This is a genomic window from Mucilaginibacter frigoritolerans, assembly GCF_007830615.1.
Lineage (GTDB): Bacteria > Bacteroidota > Bacteroidia > Sphingobacteriales > Sphingobacteriaceae > Mucilaginibacter > Mucilaginibacter frigoritolerans.
In genome coordinates this window covers 172,996-196,428 of sequence record NZ_VLLI01000009.1, presented here as the reverse complement: position 1 = coordinate 196,428, position 23,433 = coordinate 172,996, and the positions used below count along the sequence as shown (strand labels likewise).

Annotated in this window: 23 protein-coding genes; 10 read left to right on the top strand and 13 right to left on the bottom strand. The window is 39.1% G+C overall.

The annotated features are described in order from the left end of the window. The first annotated feature begins 111 nt into the window (after positions 1-111). The 4 genes from rnr to JN11_RS16105 all read left to right on the top strand — a co-directional run bounded on the left by rnr (position 112) and on the right by JN11_RS16105 (position 5,393). The gene (gene rnr / locus JN11_RS16120) at positions 112-2,247 is read left to right on the top strand and encodes a ribonuclease R (protein WP_144914191.1); all 2,136 of its coding nucleotides are present in this window, start codon (positions 112-114) and stop codon (positions 2,245-2,247) included. A gap of 63 nt (positions 2,248-2,310) precedes the next feature. Then, entirely contained in the window at positions 2,311-3,285 is a 975-nt protein-coding gene (locus tag JN11_RS16115) for a polyprenyl synthetase family protein (protein WP_144914190.1), read from the top strand. A 78-nt stretch (positions 3,286-3,363) separates the two neighbouring features. Beyond that, complete coding sequence (locus JN11_RS16110; protein ID WP_144914187.1) at positions 3,364-4,953, top strand: M1 family metallopeptidase; 1,590 nt, start codon at positions 3,364-3,366, stop codon at positions 4,951-4,953. Positions 4,954-4,973: 20 nt separating this feature from the next. Further along, positions 4,974-5,393, top strand: coding sequence for an energy transducer TonB (locus tag JN11_RS16105; protein WP_144914186.1), 420 nt, complete (start codon positions 4,974-4,976; stop codon positions 5,391-5,393). A 184-nt stretch (positions 5,394-5,577) separates the two neighbouring features. Here JN11_RS16105 and rpmA read toward each other — a convergent pair whose 3' ends face one another. The 6 genes from rpmA to JN11_RS16075 all read right to left on the bottom strand — a co-directional run bounded on the left by rpmA (position 5,578) and on the right by JN11_RS16075 (position 9,466). After that, positions 5,578-6,024: a 50S ribosomal protein L27 gene (gene rpmA, locus JN11_RS16100; RefSeq protein WP_144914184.1), complete on the bottom strand. Its 447-nt coding sequence runs from the start codon at positions 6,022-6,024 to the stop codon at positions 5,578-5,580. Between the two features lie 50 nt (positions 6,025-6,074). Continuing rightward, entirely contained in the window at positions 6,075-6,383 is a 309-nt protein-coding gene (rplU, locus tag JN11_RS16095; protein WP_091374057.1) for a 50S ribosomal protein L21, read from the bottom strand. Between the two features lie 72 nt (positions 6,384-6,455). Continuing rightward, positions 6,456-6,965, bottom strand: coding sequence for a hypothetical protein (locus tag JN11_RS16090; protein WP_144914183.1), 510 nt, complete (start codon positions 6,963-6,965; stop codon positions 6,456-6,458). An 82-nt stretch (positions 6,966-7,047) separates the two neighbouring features. Continuing rightward, on the bottom strand, positions 7,048-8,412 hold the full coding sequence (locus tag JN11_RS16085; RefSeq protein ID WP_144914181.1) for a dicarboxylate/amino acid:cation symporter: 1,365 nt from the start codon (positions 8,410-8,412) through the stop codon (positions 7,048-7,050). Between the two features lie 106 nt (positions 8,413-8,518). After that, positions 8,519-8,992, bottom strand: coding sequence for a Dps family protein (locus JN11_RS16080; RefSeq protein ID WP_144914179.1), 474 nt, complete (start codon positions 8,990-8,992; stop codon positions 8,519-8,521). 153 nt (positions 8,993-9,145) lie between these two features. Continuing rightward, positions 9,146-9,466, bottom strand: a complete 321-nt coding sequence (locus tag JN11_RS16075; protein ID WP_144914177.1) for a YbjQ family protein — start codon at positions 9,464-9,466, stop codon at positions 9,146-9,148. Between the two features lie 227 nt (positions 9,467-9,693). Here JN11_RS16075 and JN11_RS24465 point away from each other — a divergent pair, with 227 nt between their 5' ends. Next, on the top strand, positions 9,694-9,870 hold the full coding sequence (locus JN11_RS24465; RefSeq protein ID WP_170227771.1) for a hypothetical protein: 177 nt from the start codon (positions 9,694-9,696) through the stop codon (positions 9,868-9,870). A gap of 58 nt (positions 9,871-9,928) precedes the next feature. Here JN11_RS24465 and JN11_RS16070 read toward each other — a convergent pair whose 3' ends face one another. The 4 genes from JN11_RS16070 to JN11_RS16055 form a co-directional block, all read right to left on the bottom strand. Next, positions 9,929-10,477, bottom strand: coding sequence for a cysteine hydrolase family protein (locus JN11_RS16070; RefSeq protein ID WP_144914176.1), 549 nt, complete (start codon positions 10,475-10,477; stop codon positions 9,929-9,931). Between the two features lie 22 nt (positions 10,478-10,499). Then, positions 10,500-11,768, bottom strand: a complete 1,269-nt coding sequence (locus JN11_RS16065; protein ID WP_144914174.1) for an MFS transporter — start codon at positions 11,766-11,768, stop codon at positions 10,500-10,502. Between the two features lie 66 nt (positions 11,769-11,834). Beyond that, complete coding sequence (locus JN11_RS16060) at positions 11,835-12,143, bottom strand: hypothetical protein (protein WP_144914172.1); 309 nt, start codon at positions 12,141-12,143, stop codon at positions 11,835-11,837. 85 nt (positions 12,144-12,228) lie between these two features. Then, positions 12,229-12,801 carry a Crp/Fnr family transcriptional regulator gene (locus JN11_RS16055; protein WP_144914170.1) on the bottom strand — a complete coding sequence of 191 codons (573 nt, stop codon included), beginning with the start codon at positions 12,799-12,801 and terminating at the stop codon, positions 12,229-12,231. A 320-nt stretch (positions 12,802-13,121) separates the two neighbouring features. On the opposite strand from JN11_RS16055, the gene JN11_RS16050 reads away from it, so the two are divergent. Both JN11_RS16050 and JN11_RS16045 read left to right on the top strand, forming a co-directional pair. Next, on the top strand, positions 13,122-15,155 hold the full coding sequence (locus tag JN11_RS16050; protein WP_170227770.1) for a PAS domain-containing protein: 2,034 nt from the start codon (positions 13,122-13,124) through the stop codon (positions 15,153-15,155). A gap of 116 nt (positions 15,156-15,271) precedes the next feature. Beyond that, on the top strand, positions 15,272-16,222 hold the full coding sequence (locus tag JN11_RS16045; protein WP_144914167.1) for a hypothetical protein: 951 nt from the start codon (positions 15,272-15,274) through the stop codon (positions 16,220-16,222). A 41-nt stretch (positions 16,223-16,263) separates the two neighbouring features. Here the strand turns inward: JN11_RS16045 and JN11_RS16040 are convergent, their stop codons facing one another. Together JN11_RS16040 and JN11_RS16035 are read right to left on the bottom strand one after the other, a co-directional pair. Further along, positions 16,264-17,661, bottom strand: coding sequence for a M1 family aminopeptidase (locus JN11_RS16040; RefSeq protein WP_170227769.1), 1,398 nt, complete (start codon positions 17,659-17,661; stop codon positions 16,264-16,266). A gap of 454 nt (positions 17,662-18,115) precedes the next feature. Continuing rightward, positions 18,116-19,900: a hypothetical protein gene (locus JN11_RS16035; RefSeq protein WP_144914164.1), complete on the bottom strand. Its 1,785-nt coding sequence runs from the start codon at positions 19,898-19,900 to the stop codon at positions 18,116-18,118. Positions 19,901-20,140: 240 nt separating this feature from the next. Between JN11_RS16035 and JN11_RS16030 the strand changes: the two genes are divergently transcribed. The 3 genes from JN11_RS16030 (at position 20,141) to JN11_RS16020 (ending at position 21,994) form a co-directional block, all read left to right on the top strand. Next, positions 20,141-20,335 (top strand): hypothetical protein, encoded by a 195-nt coding sequence (locus JN11_RS16030; RefSeq protein WP_144914162.1) that lies wholly within the window; start codon positions 20,141-20,143, stop codon positions 20,333-20,335. Between the two features lie 85 nt (positions 20,336-20,420). Next, a complete protein-coding gene (locus tag JN11_RS16025) occupies positions 20,421-21,467 on the top strand; it encodes an MOSC domain-containing protein (RefSeq protein WP_246139027.1) in 1,047 nt (348 codons plus the stop codon). Positions 21,468-21,559: 92 nt separating this feature from the next. Further along, positions 21,560-21,994 (top strand): RrF2 family transcriptional regulator, encoded by a 435-nt coding sequence (locus tag JN11_RS16020; protein WP_144914161.1) that lies wholly within the window; start codon positions 21,560-21,562, stop codon positions 21,992-21,994. A 31-nt stretch (positions 21,995-22,025) separates the two neighbouring features. Here JN11_RS16020 and JN11_RS16015 read toward each other — a convergent pair whose 3' ends face one another. Further along, positions 22,026-23,285, bottom strand: a complete 1,260-nt coding sequence (locus JN11_RS16015) for an alkaline phosphatase family protein (protein ID WP_144914159.1) — start codon at positions 23,283-23,285, stop codon at positions 22,026-22,028. Positions 23,286-23,433: the final 148 nt, after the last annotated feature.

The window sequence follows — 23,433 nt, the reverse complement described above, 5'->3', positions numbered from 1 at the left end:
TTGCGGTAAATTTTTAATACCGGGAATCAAATTTTATAAATCATCACATCCTGCAATGGGCATTCTGACATCCACATTCAAAAACATTGTATCTTTGTACAAATAATTCGCATGTCTAAAAAGAAAAATAGTTCATCAATAAATCAGGTCCTTACCCAAATGGTACTTGATATATTTGAACAGAACGGCAATACACCGTTAAATTATAAACAAGTCTCAGCCAAACTAAATATCCGCGATCCCGAAGCAAGGGAAGTAATATTCGATATATTAAAAGAAGAAGCCAAAAAGAACGTAATAAAGGAGCTATCTCCCGGCAAATTCCAACTACTTGAATTAAAAACATTTATTGAAGGCCGCGTTGACCTGACTAATGATGGCTCGGCCTTTATTGTTACGGATGATGAATTTGAGAGTGATATTTTTATTGCTCCCCGCAAATTGCGTAATGCCTTAAATGGCGATAGAGTAAGAGTTTACGTTTACGCAAAAAGCAAGGGTAAAAACAAGGAAGGTGAAGTAATAGAGATATTGCAGCGCGCCAAAATGGAATTTACCGGCATTGTAAAGCTATCGGAACGTTTTGCTTTTTTTATTCCGGATGACCGGAAAATGATGCATGATATTTTTATCCCTATCAATGAACTAAATGGCGCTAAGAATGGGATAAAAGCAGTTGCTGAAATAACAGATTGGCCGGTTGATGCTAAAAACCCGATTGGTCGTATCAAACATATTTTGGGTAAGCAAGGTGAGAATGATACCGAAATGAACGCCATCCTGGCTGAATTTGGTTTCCCGCTCTCCTTTCCGGCAGAAGTGGAACATGAGGCTGAAGCCATACCCGACGTAATTTCTAAGGAAGAAATTGCCCGCCGCCGTGATTTTAGGAATACAATTACCTTCACTATAGATCCATTTGATGCCAAGGATTTTGATGATGCATTGTCGTTTAAAAAGCTGGAAAATGGCAATTACGAGATAGGCGTTCATATTGCAGATGTATCGCATTATATTCAACCAGAATCAGCATTGGATAAAGAAGCTGAAGACCGCGGTACATCCGTTTATCTAGTTGACAGGGTAATACCGATGCTGCCCGAACGTTTGTCGAATGGGTTATGTTCTTTAAGGCCTAAGGAGGATAAACTTTGCTTTGCTGCTGTTTTTGAGATGGATGAAGAGGCTAATGTGCTTACTGAATGGTTTGGTAAAACCATTATTCATTCAGACAGACGCTTTACTTATGAAGAGGTACAGGAAGTTATCGAAACCAAAACAGGCGATTTTCAGCCAGAAATTGAAAAACTGAATGCCTTGGCTTACAAACTTCGCGAACGTAAATTTAAAAATGGAGCTATCAGTTTTGAAACCACCGAAGTTAAATTTAAGTTAGATGAAAATGGCAAGCCTATTGGTGTTTATGTGAAGGAACGAAAAGATGCCCATAAGCTCATTGAAGATTTTATGCTGCTGGCTAACCGCAAAGTGGCCGAACACGTAAGTAAAATGGGTAAAGGCAAACATAAGTACACCTTTGTTTACCGTGTGCACGATTCTCCAAAACCCGAATCGCTGGCTAATTTTGCTCAGTTTGCTGCTCGTTTTGGTTATAAGATCAATACTAAATCAGATAAAGAAACAGCCAAATCCCTTAATTATTTAATGGAAGATGTGGAAGGTAAAAAAGAGCAGAACGTGTTAACTCAGTTGGCTATCCGGTCCATGGCAAAAGCTATTTATACCACCAAAGGCACCAGCCATTACGGTTTAGCATTTGATCATTATACACATTTCACCTCTCCTATCCGCCGTTATCCGGATGTGATGGTTCATAGACTGTTGTTTCATTATTTAAATGGCGGTCAGTCGGCTAATGCCGAACATTATGAGAAACTGTGCCAGCACAGCTCGCAAATGGAGAAAAAAGCAGCAGATGCAGAACGTGCCTCTGTTAAATACAAACAAGCAGAGTATTTGAGAGACCAGGTGGGCAGTATTTACAGCGGAGTGATATCCGGCGTAACCGAATGGGGTATGTATGTAGAGATTATTGAGAATAAATGCGAAGGTATGATCCGTTTAAGGGATATATCAGATGACTTTTATACTTTAGACGAGAAAAATTATGCCATTATCGGTCAGCGTAAAAAGAAGGTTTACCAGTTAGGCGATGAGGTTAAAATAAGAGTAAAAAACGTTGATCTGACCAAAAAACAGATTGATTTTTCGTTGGTACAGGATTAATTGATTTAGAATATTTGATTGGGTTAAATTAGGGCTCCCTTTTTAATTCGCCAGAAATAAAAGATGAAGAAACTTGAAGATTTACAAGCAATAATAAGTAATGCTGTTGATAACCTGGCATTTCCTGATCACCCGGCTGAACTTTACGAACCCATAAATTATATCCTTTCATTAGGCGGCAAACGGATGCGCCCGGCTTTGCTACTAATGGCTTGTGATCTTTTTGGCGGTGATATTGATGCTGCCCTGCCTCCTGCTCTGGCTATTGAGGTTTTCCATAATTTCACTTTGATGCATGACGACATTATGGATAACGCGCCATTACGCCGCGGACAGGTAACTGTTCATGAAAAGTGGAATAACAACGTTGGCATCCTCTCTGGCGACGTCATGCTGGTACAAGGGTATAAGTTGATGATGCAGGTAGAAGATCACTTGTTGCGCCCTATTTTGGATATTTTTAATACTACAGCTGTGGGTGTGTGCGAGGGGCAGCAACTGGATATGGATTTTGAGCAGCGCGATAATGTCGGTATCGACGAATACCTCGAGATGATCCGTCTCAAAACTGCTGTTGTATTGGGTGGAGCATTAAAAATAGGTGCATTAATTGGCGGTGCTGATGTGAAAGACGCTGATTTGTTGAGTAGTTTCGGCGAACACCTGGGTATTGCCTTCCAGTTACAGGATGACATACTGGATGTATATGGCGATCCCGAAAAGTTTGGTAAACAGGTTGGCGGTGATATCATCTCGAATAAAAAAACTTACCTTTTAATAAAAGCTCTTGAACTTGCTGGCAATCAGCATAAAACGGCGTTAGATAAATGGATTGCTTTGAAGCAATTTGATAATGCCGAAAAAGTTGCCGCCGTAACGGCTATTTATAATTCACTAAACATCCGTCAATATGCAGAAGAAGCCATGCAGAAGCATACCGACAAGGCTTTTGAAGCGCTTGATGCCATAAATTTACCTGCAGCACAAAAGCAATACCTGCATGATTTTGCCGATGGATTATTGGTTAGGGAGAATTAATTCAAGTAACAATTTTATTGTCTTTAAATATCCAGGTGATTATTAGCTAGATTACCTTATTCAAATAATTAAGTATCAGTGAGAAAAACTTTACTCCTGTTTGCGCTATTTGCCGCAAGCCGTCTTCATGCTCAGGAACTCACCTCAGGTGGGAAATTAAAACCAGAACAGGCAATAATGGATGTAAGACATTACACCATATCGCTCAATGTTGATTTCGCACAGAGGTCAATTGATGGGTTTACCACTATTGATGTGATTATGGCGCAGCCAACACATGTTTTATTGTTTGATTTGCTGGATTCACTTAATGTGAAACAGGTATTGGTGAACAATAAAAAGCAGCCTTTTGAATATAAAGATAATTTAATCAGGGTTAACATGAATGCTGAATTACCTGCCGGTAAAGCAAGCGTAAGGGTAATTTATGGTGGCAAGCCTCATGTTGCCCGCAGACCACCATGGGATGACGGTTTTATATGGGCAAAAGACTCAACCGGGCATCAATGGATGGCTATAACTGCCGAAGGAACCGGTGGCAAGCTGTATTTTCCTTGTAAAGACCATCCTTCTGATGAGCCAAATGAAGGAGTGGATATGTTTATAACCGTTCCGAAGGATTTGGTGGTTGCAGGGCCCGGTTTGTTACAGAAAGTTACCAACCATGGTGATAAAGCTACTTTTCACTGGAAAACCAATTATACCATTAACAACTACAGTATTCTTTTTAATGTAGGTGATTTTGCTGTGGTAACCAGGCAATATACTACCGTTGACGGACATACTGTTCCGCTGCAGTTTTACGTTTTGAAGGAACATGAATCAAAAGCGGCACATCACCTGGATGTTTTTGAAAAAACTATCCACGAGCAGGAAAAATACTTTGGAGAATACCCCTGGGCAAAAGAAAAAATAGCCATTTGTGAGACACCGCACCTGGGTATGGAGCATCAAACCATGAATGCCTATGGAAACAAATTTAAGTACACCAAAGTAGGCGGCGAAGATTATGATGGCCTTATGCATCACGAATTTGGGCATGAATGGTGGGGAAACAAAGTAACTGCTAAGGATTGGGCCGATTACTGGATCCACGAAGGTATTTGTACCTATGGTGATGCACTTTACGTGAGGGAGTTTGAAGGTGAAGCCGCATATAATAAATACTTCCAGAATGCTTCATTCCGCTTTGGTAACAAAATACCCATTGTAATGGGAAAAGATATTGATGAAGAAGCCGCTTACAACGGTGATATCTACGGTAAAGGCGCATTCTTTATGCATACCATTCGCTACATAATGGGTGATAGCCTGTTTTTTCCAGCGTTGAAGAAATTTGTTACCTCGCCTAAATATACTTATGACAACCTTGTTAATACAGATGACGTACAGCAATTTTTCAGCCAGGAATCAGGCAGGGATCTTAAGCCGCTGTTTGACCTATATATTCGAAGTATTGATAAGCTGGATGTTCATATCAAACAACTATCAGGCAATCATTACCTGATACAATTACAGAACATGACTATTCCATTGCCAATAGAGGTTACCACCAATGAAGGGACTAAGAGAATGATAATTGACCAAAAGGGGCTTTTGGTAAGCAGCAACACCGTACCCGAAATTGATGAGGATACTTTTTATATTAAGAAAATCACAATAGAATAAATTTATAAACTAAACCTTTTATGAAAAAAATCCTTTTGACAGTATTTGCGATTACCTTTTTTATAAATGCAAAGGCACAATCCGCAGAGGTTGCCATAACAAAGAAAGAAAACGATACCGGAAAAATCTATACCTCTGTTGAGAAGGCTCCACAATTTCCGGGCGGCATTCAAAGTTTTTATCATTATTTAGCTGCTACCATTGTTTATCCTGTTGACGCGCGAACAAAAAATCGACAAGGGCGGGTTATTATAACAATGACGATAGAAAAAGACGGAAGTCTTACAGATATAAAGGTGGTAAGAGGTGTTTCACCATCGATAGATCAGGAAGCTGTCAGAGCAATGAGCGCATGCCCAAAATGGATACCCGCAACCCAAAATGGTCTTCCGGTTAGGGTGTTATACACAGTGCCTATAGCCTTTACTTTGGGCAAATAAGTGGCTTGTATAGATACTGTTAAACACGCATTTGAATTGGTTCTCAATTTAAAATTTGTCAAATTGAGCGTGAGCGAAATATCTTTTCATGCTATTCGAAGTTTCTGACTACACACATAGTAAACCACAAAAAAAAAGCCCGGTTCAATTACAGAACCGGGCTTTTTAATATTTAAAAGGCTGATTACTCAGCAGCTTTTTCTTCTTCTGCGTCAGCAGCTTTCTTTTTAGGAGCTGTTTTTTTTGCTTTTGGAGCTTCTTCAACTACAGTTTCAGTCTCTGCGGCAACTTCAGCAACTGGTGCTTTTGCTGCTGCTGCTTTTTTCTCAGCTTTTACAGCCGGTGCAGGTGCTGCTACTTCAGCAATAGTTTCAACTTCGAAAGGAAGTACTGAAACGTATGAACGGTTGTCTGCTTTCTTTTTGAAAACTACAACACCTTCAGCTAAAGCAAATAAGGTATGATCTTTACCGATACCTACGTTAAGGCCCGGGTTGTGTTTGGTACCACGCTGACGAACGATGATGTTACCTGCAATAGCTGGCTGACCACCGAAAATTTTGATACCTAAACGTTTGCTATGTGACTCGCGGCCGTTTCTGGAACTACCGGCCCCTTTTTTGTGTGCCATTTCTTAATATCTTTTTATGGGATGATGAAACAGTCCCGATTAAACTTTAATTATAATGTGATACCAGTGATCTCTATCTTGGTAAATTGCTGACGGTGACCGTTTTTCTTTTTGTAACCTTTTCTTCTTTTCTTTTTGAAGATAATTACTTTATCACCTTTTAAATGAGACACTATTTTAGCGGATACTTTGGCACTTTTTAAATCAGAACCTAATTTAAATTTACCTTCGTTCTCAGCTAATAATACGTTGTCAAATTCAATACTAGCGCCCTCATCGCCTTGTAATCTGTGTACAAAGATCTGCTGGTCTTTTGCAACTTTGAATTGCTGTCCGGCTATACTTACTATTGCGTACATTGTTTGTTAATTATTGTTTTAAAATTCGAGGTGCAAATATAGGGAATGATATTTCAATAAACAATAGTCCTTTTACTTTTTCTTTCTATCCTCTGCATCTGCCAAAACGTGCATAATTTCCTTTATCAGGTTAACATTGGCATCTTTTAAACGGTCATCGCCATTAAAAGATGCATCAAATAATACCTTTTTACTTTTACGCTCATAATTAAATTCGATGTAGTAATGTGGCGCTTTACGACCGTGAAAACCGGTAGTGTCACTATTCAATTCTTTTGAAGGAAAATCCCAGAAACCCAAATCAGCAGCTTTACGGTGCAGGTATAGCAAGTCGTCTTTGGTTAATAATAAATTGGTTTTTACCAGGGAGTCCTTTTTGTTAAGGTATTGGTATTCGCCGGTTAATGAGTTATAAGTATTAACCAAACTATCGCCATCGCCATATTTAAATACAAATGATTTAAATTCGGTAAACTTATAAGGCGCATTTTTCAGCATCCGGCCATAATAGTAAACGCAATACAACAGGAAAGGGACAATTATAGTTAGGAGCAAAAATACTTTTTTAGCTTTATCAGACATGAGTGTCAGTTAATTAGAGATTTATTAAATAGTGGTTATTTTATCCATTTGCGGCAAAAGTCGTATTAAATTTCAATTTTGCCTAATTTAGTTCTTTTTCCCATTTGCTTACCACGGCAGTTGCCATCGCATTACCTAAAACATTCGTAGCAGAACGCCCCATGTCCAATATCGGGTCAATACCAATAATTAGTGCGAAACCGGCCTCTGGGATATTAAACTGTGGTAATATGCCGGCTACTATTACTAGCGCAGCACGGGGAACACCGGCTACGCCTTTACTGGAAAGCATCAGTATCAGCAGCATGGTTATTTGCTGCCCTAATGCCAGATGTACGTTATAGGCCTGGGCAAGGAATAAAGATGCAAAGGTCATATACATCATAGCACCATCCAGGTTAAAGGAGTAGCCTAAAGGCAAAACAAAGCTTACAATTTTATTGCTGCAGCCAAATTGTTCCAGCTCCATTAACACTTTTGGATAAGCAGTTTCACTGGTTGAAGTGCTGAATGCCAGCAGTATTGAATCTTTTATATGATTTAATAGGGTGAATACCCTTTTGTTTAATACAAAATAACCTGCCACAATAATCAACAGCCAAAGCACAATGAGCGACAGATAAAACTCGCCTATAAAAATTACATAAGTTGATATAATACCTAATCCCTGCTTGGCTACTATAGTTGTAATGGCCCCGAAAACTGCCAGTGGGGCCATTTTCATTACATAGCTGGTTATTTTTAAGATGATATGAGATAAGGCATCCATCATTTTAATAACAGGTTGCCCTTTTTCGCCAATGGCGGCAGTGGCAATACCAAAGAACAATGCGAATACCACAATCTGTAAAATCTGATTATCGGCAAGTGCCTCAAAAATACTTTTTGGAAAAATATGTTCAACAAAGTCCTTTAATGAAAAACTTATTTTTTTGATACCGGCATCAGCGGTGTAAGATAGGTTAAGGTTAATAGCCTTGCCGGGTTCAAATAGGTTTACCATTAACATCCCCAACAATAAAGATACCAGCGTAGCACCCAGAAACCATAACAGGGTCTTACCTCCTATCCTTCCTACTGCTTTAATGTCGCCAACTTTGGCTACACCAACCACCAATGTAGTAAATACCAGCGGAGCAATGATCATTTTGATTAGTCTAAGAAAAATATCGCTTAGAATAGTAAAACCTTCTAACTTGCTCCCCCTTTGCTCATCACTTTTTTTAATGATGATGGTTTGAGCGTTTTTCTGTGTATTAAGTTGAGCGTTTAGTTCGGCTGAATTGTTTTTTGAAGCTAATTGCTGATTGATGGTTGTTATCTGTGTTTCTGCATGAGTCATTTTGGTATTGATCTCATCAATTACAAAAACATTATACAGGTATCCTGCAATTACACCCAACAACAGGGCTATGAAAATAAATAAGGTTAGTTTGCTTTTTTGCATGGACCTGTTTAAAGGCAGCAAAAGTACTAATTTAGAGAGATTAGAGGCCAGAGATTAGTTAGAATAAAGTAATTATCTCTCTAATCCCCAGCCTCTGATACATTAATTAAACAAGATGCGAACGCAGCATCCAAGCCATTTTTTCATGAGTTTCCATCAGACCGGTAATATAGTCGCTTGTACCCAAGTCATGATATTTATTAGCGAAAGGGTCAATATTGCCTCTTAAAAATTCAATAATGCTTTCGTGATCACCTAATAATTCTTTGATATAAGCCAGGCTGTTATTTTTATCGCCGATTTTTTCGGTTAAATGGGTAAGATCTAAAAAGCTTTTTAATGTAGCTGGCGCATAATGACCCAGTGTCCTGATTCTTTCAGCTACGCTATCCAATATTTCGTCAAGCTCATTATACTGACCTTCAAAAAATATATGCATTGAATGAAAATCAGGTCCTTCAACATTCCAATGTGAGTTGCGTGTTTTGGTGTATAGCACGTATTCATCAGCCAACAATTTTGATAATTCAACTGATACTGCTTTTCTGTTTTCTTCGGTAATTCCAATAATATTTCCCATAGTTGTTTTTTTATACAAAATTGTAAAATAATATTAACTAAAGGATATTAAATTGGTTTTATTACTTTCAGTTTATATAGCTTAATGCAGCAGTTTTTTTGCTGATGCGTTCCTCCGTTTTTTTCGTTTCTATAGGTTTAAATACTCAAAAAACTACACTTTCTCAACCACCACAGCAGTTCCGTAAGCCAATACTTCTGTTACGCCCTGCATTACTTCGTTGGCATCATAACGCATGTTTATCACTGCATTTGCGCCATGTTCCTGTGCGTGCTGCATCATTAATTCATAAGCCTCTTCCCTTGCAGTTTCACAAAGCTCAGTATAGATACTATTGCGGCCACCAAATACGGTTTGTAAACCTCCCATAATGTTACCACCAACACCTCTTGATCGTACGGTAATTCCCCTTATGATACCTAAGTGCTGGGTTATTTTGTAACCCTCCAAATGTGTGCTTGTTGTTACTAACATGATTGTCTTTTTTAGTATTAAATGTTTATTATAAGATATTAATTAAAGTAAAATGTTACAGAAAATTAGTGGTAGCGTTTAGTAAACAACTATCGGAAAATATGAGTAATTAAAAAACGACGACGGTAATATTTATACAATAATAAATTGTGCTAATTTATTTGAAATGAATTGTTTATTAATTAACTTAGTGTAACCAATTGATAAATAATAAAGGAGAGGAAATTATGAAAAAAGTTACTAAAAGTAATCAGCCTGATAAGGCTGAACTTAATGCCGAACCACAGATACATCACTCAAAAAAACCTTATCAAAATTACAAGCATTATGATACTACACACGGAAGAGTTAACAAAAACCATTTCGGCATCAACCACGAGCCAGGCACTTTTAACTGGTGTTAGTTAGATAGCTGATAAGTTGAAAGTAGTTTTAACCTATCCAACTCAATCAGCTATCTAATTAACTCCAGTTATCTATGTTGAGTACTTCCGCCTGGCGGGTGAAAACTTTTGTTGTGAGTACACGATGAGTTTCTTCATCCGGGTCGCCACAACAATCGGCTAATACGGTAAGGCGATAATCTTTGTCTGATGCTTCGCGAATAGTTGACAGTACTACACCACTGGTTGCAATACCGGTTAATACAAGGTGCTGTATATTTAATCCCCTTAAAACTACTTCCAGATCACTGCCGGTAAAAGCACTTACACGGCGTTTAATAACTATTATATCCTTATCTTGTTTTGTTATAGCCGGAGCAACAGTCATGAACTCATCCATGTTGATGTTGGCAAAGCCATCTTTTCTCGAAGAAAAACTTTTGTTATTCGGGCTTATTTCCGGAGCTCCCCGTCTGAAGCCAACTACTACAAAAATTACAGGTATATTTTTTTTACGGGCTATGATAATTGCCTTATTAACCATGTCGGTTAACAATGCAAACTGCGGATATCCACCTAAAATTCCGGTTTGCATATCCATAACTAAAAGTGCGGTGTTTTGTTCCATGTGTATGTTTCTATAAATAATTTTAATTGTTTAATAATTCTTCCTCCAATAATGTTTCAGGCACTTTAATGGGCGGTTTCTTCTTTATCAAAAAGTTAAAGAAAATGGCTGCAATACAAAGTGAAACCATTCCCTGACAAAACATGGTAGCCGGTGCCCCTATTTTTTGTGATACCGCACCAATAAGCAAACTCCCTAATGGTAGCATTCCAAAATAGGCCATAGCCATAAAACTCATTACTCTGCCCCGCATATTTTTGTCAGAGTTAACCTGTATCAGGGTTATGCATATGGTGGTTTGTGTCATCATCGCAAAACCACCTAAGGTTGCAAATAACATGGCAACCGGAAAATAACCGATGCGCGCAAAAAGCATCAGGCAAAAGCCAAAAATGATGGTGTTAATAAGCAAAACCCGTTTAAGGGATTTTTCTGGTTTTATTGATGCCAAAAATATAGCGCCTACAACCGCACCCAGGCCAATAAAGCTGTTGATATAGCCATAAGTAGCAGCATTCCCTTTAAAAATAACTTTTGCAAAAACCGGTAACAAGGTGTTATAGGGCAATACCAGCAGACTTAAAAATGAAAGCATTAATAATACCATAGCAATTTCGCGGGTGTTTTTTAAATAGGTAAAGCCTTCCTTTAAATCTGACTGGATTTTCTTTTTTATCGGGGAGGGTACGTATGGTTTCAGCTTCATTAATAAAAGAGATATTAATACAGCCAAAAAACTGAATGCATTAAAAAGGAAACAAATGCCCGCTCCAAATTTCACCAATACAATACCAGAAAGTGCCGGGCCAACCAGACGGGCAATATTATTCATAGATGAATTAAATGCCAATGCATTTGGTAAATCAACCGGATCATTTACCAGTTCGTGAACCAGTGGCTGTCTCGCGGGTACATCGAATGCGTTGATTATGCCAAGTATTACGCTAAGGGTTAGTATTTCCCAAACAACAAAATGATGTGTAAGTGTTAGTACGGCCAGCAATATAGCTTGCACCATGGAAGCTGCCTGCGTAACCAACAATACTTTATACCTGTTATAGCGATCAGAAACGATGCCTCCTAGCAGTGAAAAAAGGAATGAAGGGAACTGAGATGCAAACACGGTAACTCCTAGCATTAACGGGGAGTGCGTAAGTGTATAAACTACCCAGCTAACACCCGTTCGTTGCATCCAGGTACCTATTAAAGAAACACCTTGACCAGTAAAGTATAATGTGTAGTTACGGTTGCGAAAAGCCCTGAAAGTACTTGGTTTACTGGTGACGGCCATGTTTTATTTAATCAATTTAAGGAGTCTTTAATAGGATAAATGTTAAAAAATGAGATTGTTGCCCGGTTATTCTTTATGTTTTTCCTGGAAATGGATGCTCAGCATAATACCACAAGCCGCTATACCAATAAAGAAAACAATTAATGCAGGGAGACTACCAGAGGCTACTTGTCCTGATTTAAACAACAGGTAACCTATTACCATATTAAATAGCGCCCATATAACATTTACCAGAGGCGAAGAAAGACCTTTGCCCGGTGGTTTGGCAAATGGCGTAGGAAATTTATCGCCGCAAATACCTTTCACAAAGTGAGGAACTACGTTTGCCAGAAAGAAGCCTGCGAAAAATGCGGCCAGATATTGATACCATTCCATATTTTAATTTTTTATGATTTAATGGTACAAAGATGAGGCAAATATGTGAAAGCGACCTGTGATCAAAATCACAATCGAAAGGCAATTAATTGTTTTTTGCGCGGATGCGGCTCAATGTTTCACGGGTTACACCCAGGTAAGATGCCAATTGTGATAGTGATACACGCTGCAAAAGATGCGGATTGTTTTTTTCGATATGCCGGTAGCGTTCGGTAGGTGTGTAAAGTTTAAACAGATCGCTATGTTCCTGGGCGGCTAGTAGCTGGCTAATAGCCAAGCGACGGACGAAACGGGTTACATTGGGATAAGTATCATACTGTTGGGAAAGCTGGCGCAGGTTAAATATCCATGCTATAGTATCTTCCCCGGCCTCAATAATGAGTTCGGAAGGTAACCTGCTTCTGTAGCTCCGGAGGTTTGAAGTAAAATCGCCCTCAAAGGTGAAATTCATGTTGATGGCCACTCCTTCCCGGTCGTAATAAGTACGTAAATAACCGCTCTCAACCAGGTAAAAGGTACTGCATACCTCACCTTGCTTCAATAATTGTTCGCCTTTTTTTAACGGACGCTTTATCGCGCAGCTCATCAATAAAGCCAGCTCCTCTTCGGCTAATTCAATAACTGGTTGTATGTATGATTGAAGCGTTTTATGATCCATGTGTTAAATGCAGCCGGGCAAATATCTTTATTTTGATGGAATAATTTATCAGGCATTATAATCAGAGTCATTATCTCCTCCAAACAATCTCTCTCATTTTTAATAGATGTTGTTATTTAAATTACCATGTTTAACATAATAAAGTTTATTTAAACTTTTATTGACAGTATTAGTGTTTTTTTACGGTGTAAGTCTTATTATTTATAATTATTCCTTCAGGTTGTGATTTAAATTGAGTTGAATGCCATATTTATAGTTTGGAATACCCGCAGATGTTTGTATTTTTAGTAATTCGATATTTTATTCAACCTGGGCCATACATGACAAGTGATAAACGAAGTTCCAAAAACTCCAGGGAAGAGTTATATACTCTTTTTCAATCCATAGAAGGGATTGCCTGGGAAGCAGATACCGGGATGCAACAATTTACTTTCATTAGCGACAAAGTGGAACCCGTTTTAGGCTTTTCACCGGAAGCCTGTATGAACACGCCTGGTTTATGGAGGGCCCGGATCCATCCGGATGATAAGCATGTAGTAACTGATTACCTCCATTTAAAAAATCAGCCTGAAAAAAAATATTCTTTTGAATACCGGATGATTCACGCAGATGATCAGATTGTGTGGATTAAAGACAATGTTACTATTGTTTATAAAGATGGCCAACCGTTTTTGCTGCGCGGTATTATGGTTGATAACACCATTACCGAAAAATTAAGAGCCCAGGAACGTTTGGAAAGCGATATGCTTCGGTTAAATTCAGATCTTACGGTATCGCTTCAGCAGGTTTTATGCAGTTACCTGCGTGGTTTAGAAGCTTTGTTTCCCAAAATGCAGTGTTCTATTCATCGTGTAAAGAACGGGCGCCTTACCGGTGGTATGTCGCCATCATTGCCTTCAACTTATATGGCTGCAGTTGCGGGTATACCTATTGGCGAATACGAAGGCTCATGCGGAGCAGCTGCTATTTCAAAGCAACAAGTTATTGTAAGTGATATTGCTAATGATGCCCGATGGGTAAAATTCCTTCATTTAGCCGGGAAATATCATTTAGGTGCCTGTTGGTCTACCCCGGTAATAGATACCGACGGTGAGGTGATGGCAACACTGGCCATGTATTACCGTGAAGCCAAAATACCTTATCAGGAGGAAATGAAGGTAATGGAAAGGGCCACTGCCCTATTACGGATCATTTTAGAGAACCGTCAAAAAGCCGAGATTATTAGTGAAGCTAACCTACTGATGCTCCAAAGCCAGGAACTGGCGCATTTTGGAAACTGGCGATGGGATGTACAGCACGATATCGTTACCTGGTCGCCTGCGTTGTACACTATTTACGGCTTAGACCCTAAAGATTTTAAGGCCACTTTTGACGGTTACCAGGAGTTGTTGCATCCTGATGATCGTGTACAGGTTTGTGAATACATTGAAAATGTGTTTAAAACAAAAGTAGATGTAGAGTTTGAAGAAAGAATTATTCGCCCCAATGGTGAGGTGCGGCATCTGCGATCATGGGCAAAATTGAAATCGGATGCTGATGGAGTGCCTTTGGAAATGATAGGTGCCTGTTTAGATGTTACTGAAAGAGTGAATCATATAGTAGCCATTGAGCAGCAGAGTCAGCAGCTTACAGAAATAGGTGAACAAAATGCCCGAATGATCAAAACACTCCATGCATTGGAACAGAGCCATGCTGATAATACACGGATGATGAAAGTAGTGGCACATGATCTGCGTAATCCTATAGGTGCCATTAAAATGACAGCATCAGCACTGATGGTTAAGCCCGATCGTTTGGAGAAAGAACGTAAAATGCTGGAGATCATTTACAGATCAGCCACCAATTCGTTAGAATTGGTTAATGACTTACTGCAAATGCAGGGCCGGCAGGAAGATTTACAAAAGGAACCGGTTGAATTGGGAGCCATGCTGTTTCACTGTACCGATTTGCTGCGCCACCAGGCAGAGGCCAAACAGCAACAGATCAGGTTAGATGTACTCCCTGTTATTATACTATCGAGCCGTGAGAAGCTTTGGCGGGTAATAAGCAATCTTATTGCGAACGCGATTAAATTCAGTTCGCAAGGGACTACCATTAAGGTGAGCTTAAAAACAAAGGCTAAACATGTTGTTATTGCTATTGCAGATCAGGGCATCGGTATCCCGGAAAGTATGAAGGATTGTATATTTGAGATATTTCCGGGATCACAGAGATCCGGCACCGCCGGCGAACCTTCATTTGGACTGGGGCTGGTAATCTGTAGGCAAATTGTGGAGGCACACCAGGGTAAAATTTGGTTTGAAAGCCAGCTTGGAAAAGGAACCACCTTTTTTGTACAGCTTCCGATAAAGTAACCTCCTTTTTGTTCAGCCAACACTTCAAAATCTTTTTGTTAAACATTATTACTGGAAGCTTTCAGGAATAAGCCAAAATCTTTGCTTTGCCCTACTTAAACCTGTGCAGCATTTATATGAAGAAATTACTATTTTTACTTTTACTGTTTAATTCCCTCACCTCTGCTTTTTCGCAACAAAATACTGATCAAAGTCTATGGCATTTAATTGTGGTTGATAGTCTTAGTAACCATAGTCTTGCACGGGTTACCATCGCAATAAATAAAACACACTATTACAGTACAAGCATTAATGGATCTGTTAATATTGATAAAAGTTATATTAATAGAGACAGCCGTTTACGCATTTCTTGTATTGGATACAGTCCTTTCTTACTGAAAATTGGAAGCGCTGCCCTACCTGATACCATAAGACTTGCGCGGTCAATAACCCTATTACACGAGGTAAAGATAAGCCCCTATAAACCGCAACCGGTTACCTGGGGGTATTTTAAAACTAAACATATTGGCTCTTTAAATTCATCCCCCAATAATGAATCTGCTGAATATTTTCCAAATGATGCTAAGGTTTCTGGTACAATAGCCTCTGTAGATTTTGAATTAAATGACAGACAGCATGCTATAGAAAAGCCATTTGGTGTGGAGGTGCTATCCAGAAGTGATGATAGTATTTTTCCTGATACGGCGCTTATTACCGATAGCATTATTGTTTATAATCCTGAAAAGAAGCCACATGTAAGTGTTGATCTTTCTAAATATCATATACAGGTACCCAAGAATGGATTTTTTATCGTTTTTGAAACATTGGATGACTCTTATTATGAGAAAGGAACGATTTATGTGGATAATTATATGTACAGCAAAACACCCGCTATTAATATATTTCTAACTAAAAAAGATGGATATTCGGGTGAATGTTGTGATCCTATACCTCCAAAGCTAACCGGACCATATTGTATGACTGGTAATAGCAGAAAAGAATATGCGTGGTACGTAAAAACAGACCAGTGGATAATTTATCAACAGGGTATTAATTTTGCTATAAAGGTTACCATAACGCCTAATTAATATGTGAGGAGGGTTTGATATCGGGGAGATAAATCAACCTCCTACCAGCTCAATATTTTTGGTAAATCTGCACTTTGCTTTAAGTAGAGAACCGGGATATTATCCTCGTACTTAATCTCATAAGCGCTGATCAATTTAATTTGATGAAAATCGAGTAAATCGCCACGCATAAGGTATTTGTCTATTTCGTTTGTTACCTGTTGTTTTGGAAGGAATTTGGAAGCAGTAGCTATAAAATCATCTACTGTAAGGTCAATGCCTTTACTTTCAGACCTGTGTTTCAATAGGGCCAGCAGAAAATTCCTAATTGTTTTTTTACCGCCAGAAGCCAGTCTTATCTGGTTATCAAAATAAAAAGCATAAATGAACCCCCTTTGGTAAGGAAGCTTTTCATAATCATGATTTACCCAAAAGTGTTTTTCGATAGAATCGGCAGGGGCTGTTCCTACAGGGCTTTTATAATGGGGCTTTAGGTTTTTATCGTTAATATAATCAATAAATTCCGTAGGGCTAATCATTTTTGTTTTTGCCAGGATATAGGTATCAATATAGTCGTTAAATCCCTCTTCAAACCACATATACTCCATACCCTTTTGTTTAATCTCCAGTTTATTGCCAATCCATTTATGTGATGTTTCGTGTGCGATAACTTCTTTTTTATCCAGATCATATGGCCCGGTATACCGCATGCTGAACCCGTCAATTAAACCGTAACCGGTATAGTTTTTCGGTGCAATATTTAAAAAAGGCAGTACGCTGATAAAGTAATCTTTACCCCCGTAATCCTGCCAGAAATCTGTTATTGCCGGGAAAAAAGTACTGAAAAACGGTTTTAAATCAGCCTGAATGTCATTTAAACTATCCCTGCCCGTACTAATGGCGTAATAAGGAACATGGTGAACATTATAAGTATTGACAATCAGTTTCTTATCCATCACCATATAAATCTTCATCATCTGGTCAGCCTTTACATTTACGGTAGCGCCGGGTTTAGATTCAGGGGAGGCTGATGAAAAATAACCTATACCAACAGGCCACCTATCCCAGGTATAAGAAATCTCTTTATATATATTGGTATCAACCTGCATAAATAAATTGAAACTTAACGAATAAAAAGAACCGGGAACCAGTTGAGGACGGAACTGTTCATTAGCATTATTATGTTTTGCAGGTGAAATTAATGCGCCGTTTATTTCATAATGCAGCTTTTTAGGTCCGGTAGTTTTATGCCATATTGTAATTTTGCGTTTACCTGAATCAATGGAAACGGAATCTCCTTTTTCGGTTTGAATATTTTTTACAATCCTGAAAATATTTAACTGATTAGCAACATCATGGGCACGATAAATAAATGAAGTAGTATCTTTTGCCTCTGTGGTATAAAATACATCAACCTTTAGCAGGGACGAATTTCCATCCCACGAAAAATGATAATCCATATTTGGATGAGTTGTTACATTTTGTCCGAAGGCGAAAAAGCATGATAATATAAGTGAGCAGTTTATAAGGATGGATCTCATTTTTCTGAAAGTATCTTAACAGGGGTAAAGATATTATTTTTGGTGAGATGTATGGTGCAGACAGGGACTCACCCGGTCGACACTACGCTGGACCGCCCTCTCCATGACAAGTCATAAAGAGGGTAAAAAAGAAAGGTTTGCTCCATTTATCGTTTGGAAGAAAAGTGTGTTGATTGATGGTGTTATAAAAGTTTTAATTGCAGCCTTCTGCTCCCCTCTTTTTTGCTTGCAAAAGAGAGGGGAGCAGAAGCAATGACCGGGTGAGTTAACTATGCGAGCGATCTTTTAGAAGAATTTTTAAATACAAAACCCCGACAATAAATGCCGGGGTTCATTTTTGAGTGATGTAAATTAACAATAGGCAGCTTTACAGCTACTTTTTATTCTTCTTTCTTAAATTATAACTGTTTATTAAAGGTACCAGGCCACTGTATATGTGGCTTATATCTCCCGGTATTAACGTTGGGGTACTACCCGAATGGCAGGTGAAACACGAGTGTGTAGGACTCATAAAATAGGTTTCCATGGTGCTGTTAGCCAATACGCTGGTGCCTATTGCTACACCGGCAGTGGTATCTGAGCCATAGCTATTGCCGTTTGGTGGTGCACCGCCGCTTGTCCAGGTTGCCCCAATCAGCAGGTAGTTTTTCCTGATATCGGTGCCAACCAAATATTTATATATGGTATTGTTCATGGATATAACCTCACTATTGGATGCTGCTGAGCTTTTATCTTCCGGATTGGTTACCGAATCTTTGGCGCTTCCCCATGGTATAGTTAATAAGGTATTACTGGGGCTAATGGTATAAGGCTTTTTAGCAGCAATGGTATCTGTGCCGTTTACGCTTATCATGTGCGATTTGTTGATAATGCTATCGCTTGCGTTATTGCTGAATAACCAGTTTTTTCCGGTATCCTGGGGTACGGTTTGGGTTTTATTGTTCACATCAACATAAGCATAAGCAGCATTTGGCGTAATTTTCAGGTGCTCAAAAGTTGACCATACCATTTCGGGGTGACCGGCTACGCTGCCTACAATATGTACGCCTACCAATGCCATGGGCACAGTTTTTTCGCTGACAGGCACCCATAACGAGTCGGTAGTTTTATAGGTAGGGATGGTTGCATTAATAGTAAAGTAGTTTTGCGGATCAGGAAGTGAACTCGCCTCTACCCATGATGTTTTAAGCTCAATAGCCAGTGCATTTGAATCAGGCAGGGTAACATGGTTGGCCCTTGCAATGGCACAAATGCTGTCTCGTGCTGCCGCTGTTGTAGGGAATTGGCTTCCGCTCAGCTTTCCCCCTTTGGCACCGGTTAAGAAATAGGCATAAACATCATTTACCAATGTTAAATAATATACCAGTGATTTATTCTGATCCATCAGCACATCACCGGTAGCTTGTCCGGCTTCGGTTTGTACCGGGGCGCCTGATGCATCCAGCAATGCAGCCGTTCTGCCAATTATTAGCCTTTTAACAATACGCATATGATTTTGCCTGTGTTGAATAATAGGCTGAGGATGCACAATGGGCTGCCCTGATTTATCCAGAAAAGTAAGTGCCCCTGCTGCTCCTGTTTTTATTTGCGCCAGTTCAACCGATTTGCCGGCAGCGTTTTTGAGTAAGATAGGGGTCTTTGTACTTTGTTTAACAGTTTCAACCTCAAACAAATTACCGGCATTATCCCTGAATACTGGTAACCTGTCGGGCCCGTTTTTCTCCACGTGGTTATCCATGCGGAAAGGTGTATTGGGTATATGCGGACTTAAAGTACGGGTTCCTGCTGAATCAGGAGGTGAAACATTGTAAAAAACGGCGCTTTCCAAAATGCTGTGCCCGTTGCCATATTGGCCTGTTGCAGGCGAAGTGAGCCAAAGAAACATTCTTTCCGACCATTGGTAAAAGTCGCAATTGTTTTGATGCGGAAAAGTTACGCTGTTTGCGGGTAATACCAAACCATTTTGTGTGGCTTTGCCGCTGGCAAACCAATGGTTAAAAGTATCTTGTGAAACGGTGCAGGATTGTAAAACATCCTGAGGTAGCCCGTTTGCACCGGTTGCGGTTGCGGTTGAAGCGGTATGCTTAAGCCCGCAACCCCATACGGCAATTCCGAATGCAAGAATAATACATGCTGTGATTTTTGTGGAATTTTTCATTACTGTTTTAGGTGTTAGGTTATAAAATTTAGGATTTTAACGATATTTTTTTCGCTATGTTAAATATACTATTAATTATTAGATAATCAATAGGTAAAATCAATGTAATGGTTACATGCAGTATCATTTATTAACCGGCAATGATAATTGCATTTAAAAAAGAGTTAGAAAAGCCAGGTAATAACATAATTGTTTGACCATTAATAAACGATTGATTAATTTAGGTATTCAATAAGTTTTATGGATAAAAATGCAAGTAAAGCTATATGGGTGCTTTTCTTATCCCTGGTATCGGCCATTGGGTTATTGTTTGATGATAATGTAATGGGTAATATCTTTGTTAAGATTATTGTTATTGCAGGAGTTTCGATCCTTTCTTTGTTTTTTTTAATTGTAGTATATTTTTTAATTAGTGATTACAGCCGTAAAAAATAAGGCATCATCCCAGGCATAAGTGAATGAGCAGGTTAATCAATGTGGCAGATAAATGGGGGATTAGCAGAAAAAGAGCTGAGAATTAATGATGGATCACCCTACCCTGTTGCATAATCAAATCAAGCAGTTTGGATCTTTGCTATTAATGCTGCTTCAACAAACTGGCCGGCCTGCGGCAGGTACCAGGCAATCCGGCCGGCCGGCCACTTTCTTAAATCTTTTGTATATTTTTGTTTTTATGGCGAATGTGTTACCGATACTGAAAGTTAGTGGATTGTACATCTACCCTATTAAATCATTGCCGGGTATCTCCTTGCAGCAGGCAAGGGTTACGCCCAAAGGCTTTGAGCACGACAGGCGGTGGATGCTGGTGGATGAAAACAATATGTTTATGTCGCAAAGGGAAATTCCTGAACTGACGCAACTGGCTGTAGTAATTGAGGAAAGCGGATTGCGTATAACACACAAGCTAAGCGGCGATTCAATATTGGTTCCGTTTAATTATCCGGCTACAAACCCAACAGCACAGGTAACCATTTGGGATGATGTTTGTACAGCCCAATTTATAAGCGATGAAGTTGATGAGTGGTTTAGTAAAGCAATAGGCATCAAATGCCGACTGGTTTATATGCCTGATGATAGCATGCGCATAGTTGATCAGCTTTACGCTATTGAAGAATCGATAACTTCCTTTTCTGATGGTTATCCTTTTTTGCTTATCGGGCAAGCCTCATTGAATGAGCTGAACAGCCGCCTGGCTGAACCATTACCTATGGACAGGTTCAGGCCCAATATTGTTTTTACCGATGGCGAACCATTTGAAGAGGACCTGATGGGCCATTTTACCATAGGAGATATCAGCTTTTACGGCGTTAAACTATGTGCCCGCTGCGTAATGACCACTATTGATCAGGAAAAGGGCTGTAAAGGGAAAGAACCGCTAAAAACGCTAGCCTCCTATCGCCTTAAAAATAATAAGATACTTTTTGGTCAAAACCTGGTTCATAAAGGTAATGGCGTTGTTGCTATAAACGATCAATTGACGGTTACCAGCAAAAATGTGGACGAACGGTTTATAGTTGAGCCAGTAGTAAAGAAAAGGCCTGTTGACATTGATAAAAAATTGGTATAATTGTTCAACAAATCATATACACTAAGCTCCTTAACCGATTGATATAGTTTTACAGATTTCTTTATGTAATTTTGTAATTGTATTTTTAAACAATGCTATCAAAAAAAACCAAGTACGCTATTAAGGCTCTTGTAGTCCTGGGCAAAAACGCGGATCAACCGCCAATGCAAATTTCCAAGATCGCAGAAGAAGAGCGAATCCCCAAAAAGTTTCTCGAACAGATATTGTTAGACTTGCGCAACGCGGGCTTCCTGTACAGTAAAAAAGGTGCCGGTGGTGGCTATAGTCTTAATAAAGATCCTAAAGAGATATTTTTAGTAAGCATTATGCGTATTACCGATGGCCCTATAGCCATGGTACCCTGCGCCAGCTTAAATTTTTACCATAAATGCGATGAATGCAAACAGGAAACCACTTGTGGTATCCGTGATGTATTTGTGGAAGTTAGAGATGCTACGCTGAAAATCCTTTCCGAAACAAGCATTGCTGACATTATTGCCAGAGAAAACACACTGATCAACTTTTAAAGGTTGATCAGTATGTTTTTAAAGCCTTCTTCTATTTAAGTGCTTCGTTAGCTAAAGTTTTAGTCCCGTCTATTTTCTCGGTATAAGGCAAATTCAAAATGGTGGTTACCAGTGGATAAATGTTTACGTTTTTAAACGGAGGTACCTGTTTGTGCTCTTTAAAGGCAGGTCCCCAGGCATAAAAAGTTGCCAGCATCTCTTTTACTATGGTTGGATCGAAGCCATGTGTGCCCACATTAAGCTTGCGGCCATTTAAATTAAATACCTTGGGCCAGTTAGGGATCAGGATGATATCGCCAATACGGTTGTGCCAGTCGTCTGATTTGCTGTAGTTAAACTTTGCCGGCATTTCTGTACTAAGGTAAACCTGGTAGTCCTTCGCTTCTTTTTTAAGCTGATCATAAGTGTCTTTTATAAACTTAGGATCTTTAGCAAAAAGCTGAACCATTACCCCATCACCAGAAATTATAAATTTGGAAGTATCCACTGCAGCAGGTTTACCAATAGGATTTTCCCTGTCAATTTTAGTCATTCCATGATCGGAAACAAAAACATAGTTAACATCCAGTCCGGTAGTTTTTACAGCCTTAGTTAACTCATAAACGGCAGAATCAACAAAGTGTATTTCTTTTTCAGTTTCCGGAGCTTCTGGCCCATATACATGTCCTGCGTGGTCTACCTGTGGCAGGTAAAAAGTAATCAAGTGTGGGCGGCTTTCCGGTGGAAGTTTCAGCCATTCAACCACTGTTTGTATACGGCTGTGGATATTGATTTTTTCGTTGTATACATAATAATAAGTAGGCCTGGTATCCTTTATAGGTGCTTCTGAAGCTACCCAGTAAAAGCTTGCTGTAAGCATATGTTGTTGCTCGGCCAGTACCCAAAGCGGTGTGCCGCCATACCAAGAAGCATCGGCCACCTTTGCTTTATTGCTGGAGGAGTAAAACTCCTTGCGGTTGCGGTCATAAAAATAATTATCAACCAAACCATGGTGCGAAGGGTATAATCCTGTAACCAAAGTATAATGATTAGGAAAAGTAACTGACGGAAAGGAAGGAATCATATAAGGTGCCTTTACTCCTTCGTTAGCAAGTTCCTGTAAGTGGTTGGCTTTATATTTTTCAGCGTAATCATAACGAAAACCATCTGCTGATATCAGAATCACATAAGGTTTCTTCTCCTGTTCAGGACTGTTTTTTCGTCCTGCCACTATTTTTTGAGTGGTGTCGGTTTGTGCAAAAGCGTTAATTGCAAAAACACATGAAATCAGTAATACGGCGTATTTTTTCATATCCATCAAAAATAGAGTATTTAAGATTATTTAAAAGTTATGTGGAGTTAAATTTATTGTTGTTTATACCGAATTAATTTGAGTAAATTACATTTAGTTTTGAACCCATTTTATGAATGTAATGGTAAAGTAAAAAGCCGTTATTTTT

Excerpts from the sequence above, each read along its gene's own strand:
- JN11_RS16070 (WP_144914176.1), bottom strand. The coding sequence starts at position 10,477 with ATGGAACAAAACACCGCACTTTTAGTTATGGATATGCAAACCGGAATT.
- JN11_RS24465 (WP_170227771.1), top strand. The coding sequence starts at position 9,694 with ATGAAAAAAGTTACTAAAAGTAATCAGCCTGATAAGGCTGAACTTAAT.
- rpmA (WP_144914184.1), bottom strand. The coding sequence starts at position 6,024 with ATGGCACACAAAAAAGGGGCCGGTAGTTCCAGAAACGGCCGCGAGTCA.
- rplU (WP_091374057.1), bottom strand. The coding sequence starts at position 6,383 with ATGTACGCAATAGTAAGTATAGCCGGACAGCAATTCAAAGTTGCAAAA.
- JN11_RS16035 (WP_144914164.1), bottom strand. The coding sequence starts at position 19,900 with ATGAAAAATTCCACAAAAATCACAGCATGTATTATTCTTGCATTCGGA.
- JN11_RS16055 (WP_144914170.1), bottom strand. The coding sequence starts at position 12,801 with ATGGATCATAAAACGCTTCAATCATACATACAACCAGTTATTGAATTA.
- JN11_RS16105 (WP_144914186.1), top strand. The coding sequence starts at position 4,974 with ATGAAAAAAATCCTTTTGACAGTATTTGCGATTACCTTTTTTATAAAT.
- JN11_RS16015 (WP_144914159.1), bottom strand. The coding sequence starts at position 23,285 with ATGAAAAAATACGCCGTATTACTGATTTCATGTGTTTTTGCAATTAAC.
- JN11_RS16030 (WP_144914162.1), top strand. The coding sequence starts at position 20,141 with ATGGATAAAAATGCAAGTAAAGCTATATGGGTGCTTTTCTTATCCCTG.
- JN11_RS16115 (WP_144914190.1), top strand. The coding sequence starts at position 2,311 with ATGAAGAAACTTGAAGATTTACAAGCAATAATAAGTAATGCTGTTGAT.
- JN11_RS16050 (WP_170227770.1), top strand. The coding sequence starts at position 13,122 with ATGACAAGTGATAAACGAAGTTCCAAAAACTCCAGGGAAGAGTTATAT.
- JN11_RS16060 (WP_144914172.1), bottom strand. The coding sequence starts at position 12,143 with ATGGAATGGTATCAATATCTGGCCGCATTTTTCGCAGGCTTCTTTCTG.
- JN11_RS16080 (WP_144914179.1), bottom strand. The coding sequence starts at position 8,992 with ATGGGAAATATTATTGGAATTACCGAAGAAAACAGAAAAGCAGTATCA.
- JN11_RS16085 (WP_144914181.1), bottom strand. The coding sequence starts at position 8,412 with ATGCAAAAAAGCAAACTAACCTTATTTATTTTCATAGCCCTGTTGTTG.
- rnr (WP_144914191.1), top strand. The coding sequence starts at position 112 with ATGTCTAAAAAGAAAAATAGTTCATCAATAAATCAGGTCCTTACCCAA.
- JN11_RS16020 (WP_144914161.1), top strand. The coding sequence starts at position 21,560 with ATGCTATCAAAAAAAACCAAGTACGCTATTAAGGCTCTTGTAGTCCTG.
- JN11_RS16065 (WP_144914174.1), bottom strand. The coding sequence starts at position 11,768 with ATGGCCGTCACCAGTAAACCAAGTACTTTCAGGGCTTTTCGCAACCGT.
- JN11_RS16090 (WP_144914183.1), bottom strand. The coding sequence starts at position 6,965 with ATGTCTGATAAAGCTAAAAAAGTATTTTTGCTCCTAACTATAATTGTC.
- JN11_RS16045 (WP_144914167.1), top strand. The coding sequence starts at position 15,272 with ATGAAGAAATTACTATTTTTACTTTTACTGTTTAATTCCCTCACCTCT.
- JN11_RS16025 (WP_246139027.1), top strand. The coding sequence starts at position 20,421 with ATGATGGATCACCCTACCCTGTTGCATAATCAAATCAAGCAGTTTGGA.
- JN11_RS16040 (WP_170227769.1), bottom strand. The coding sequence starts at position 17,661 with ATGGATTATCATTTTTCGTGGGATGGAAATTCGTCCCTGCTAAAGGTT.
- JN11_RS16075 (WP_144914177.1), bottom strand. The coding sequence starts at position 9,466 with ATGTTAGTAACAACAAGCACACATTTGGAGGGTTACAAAATAACCCAG.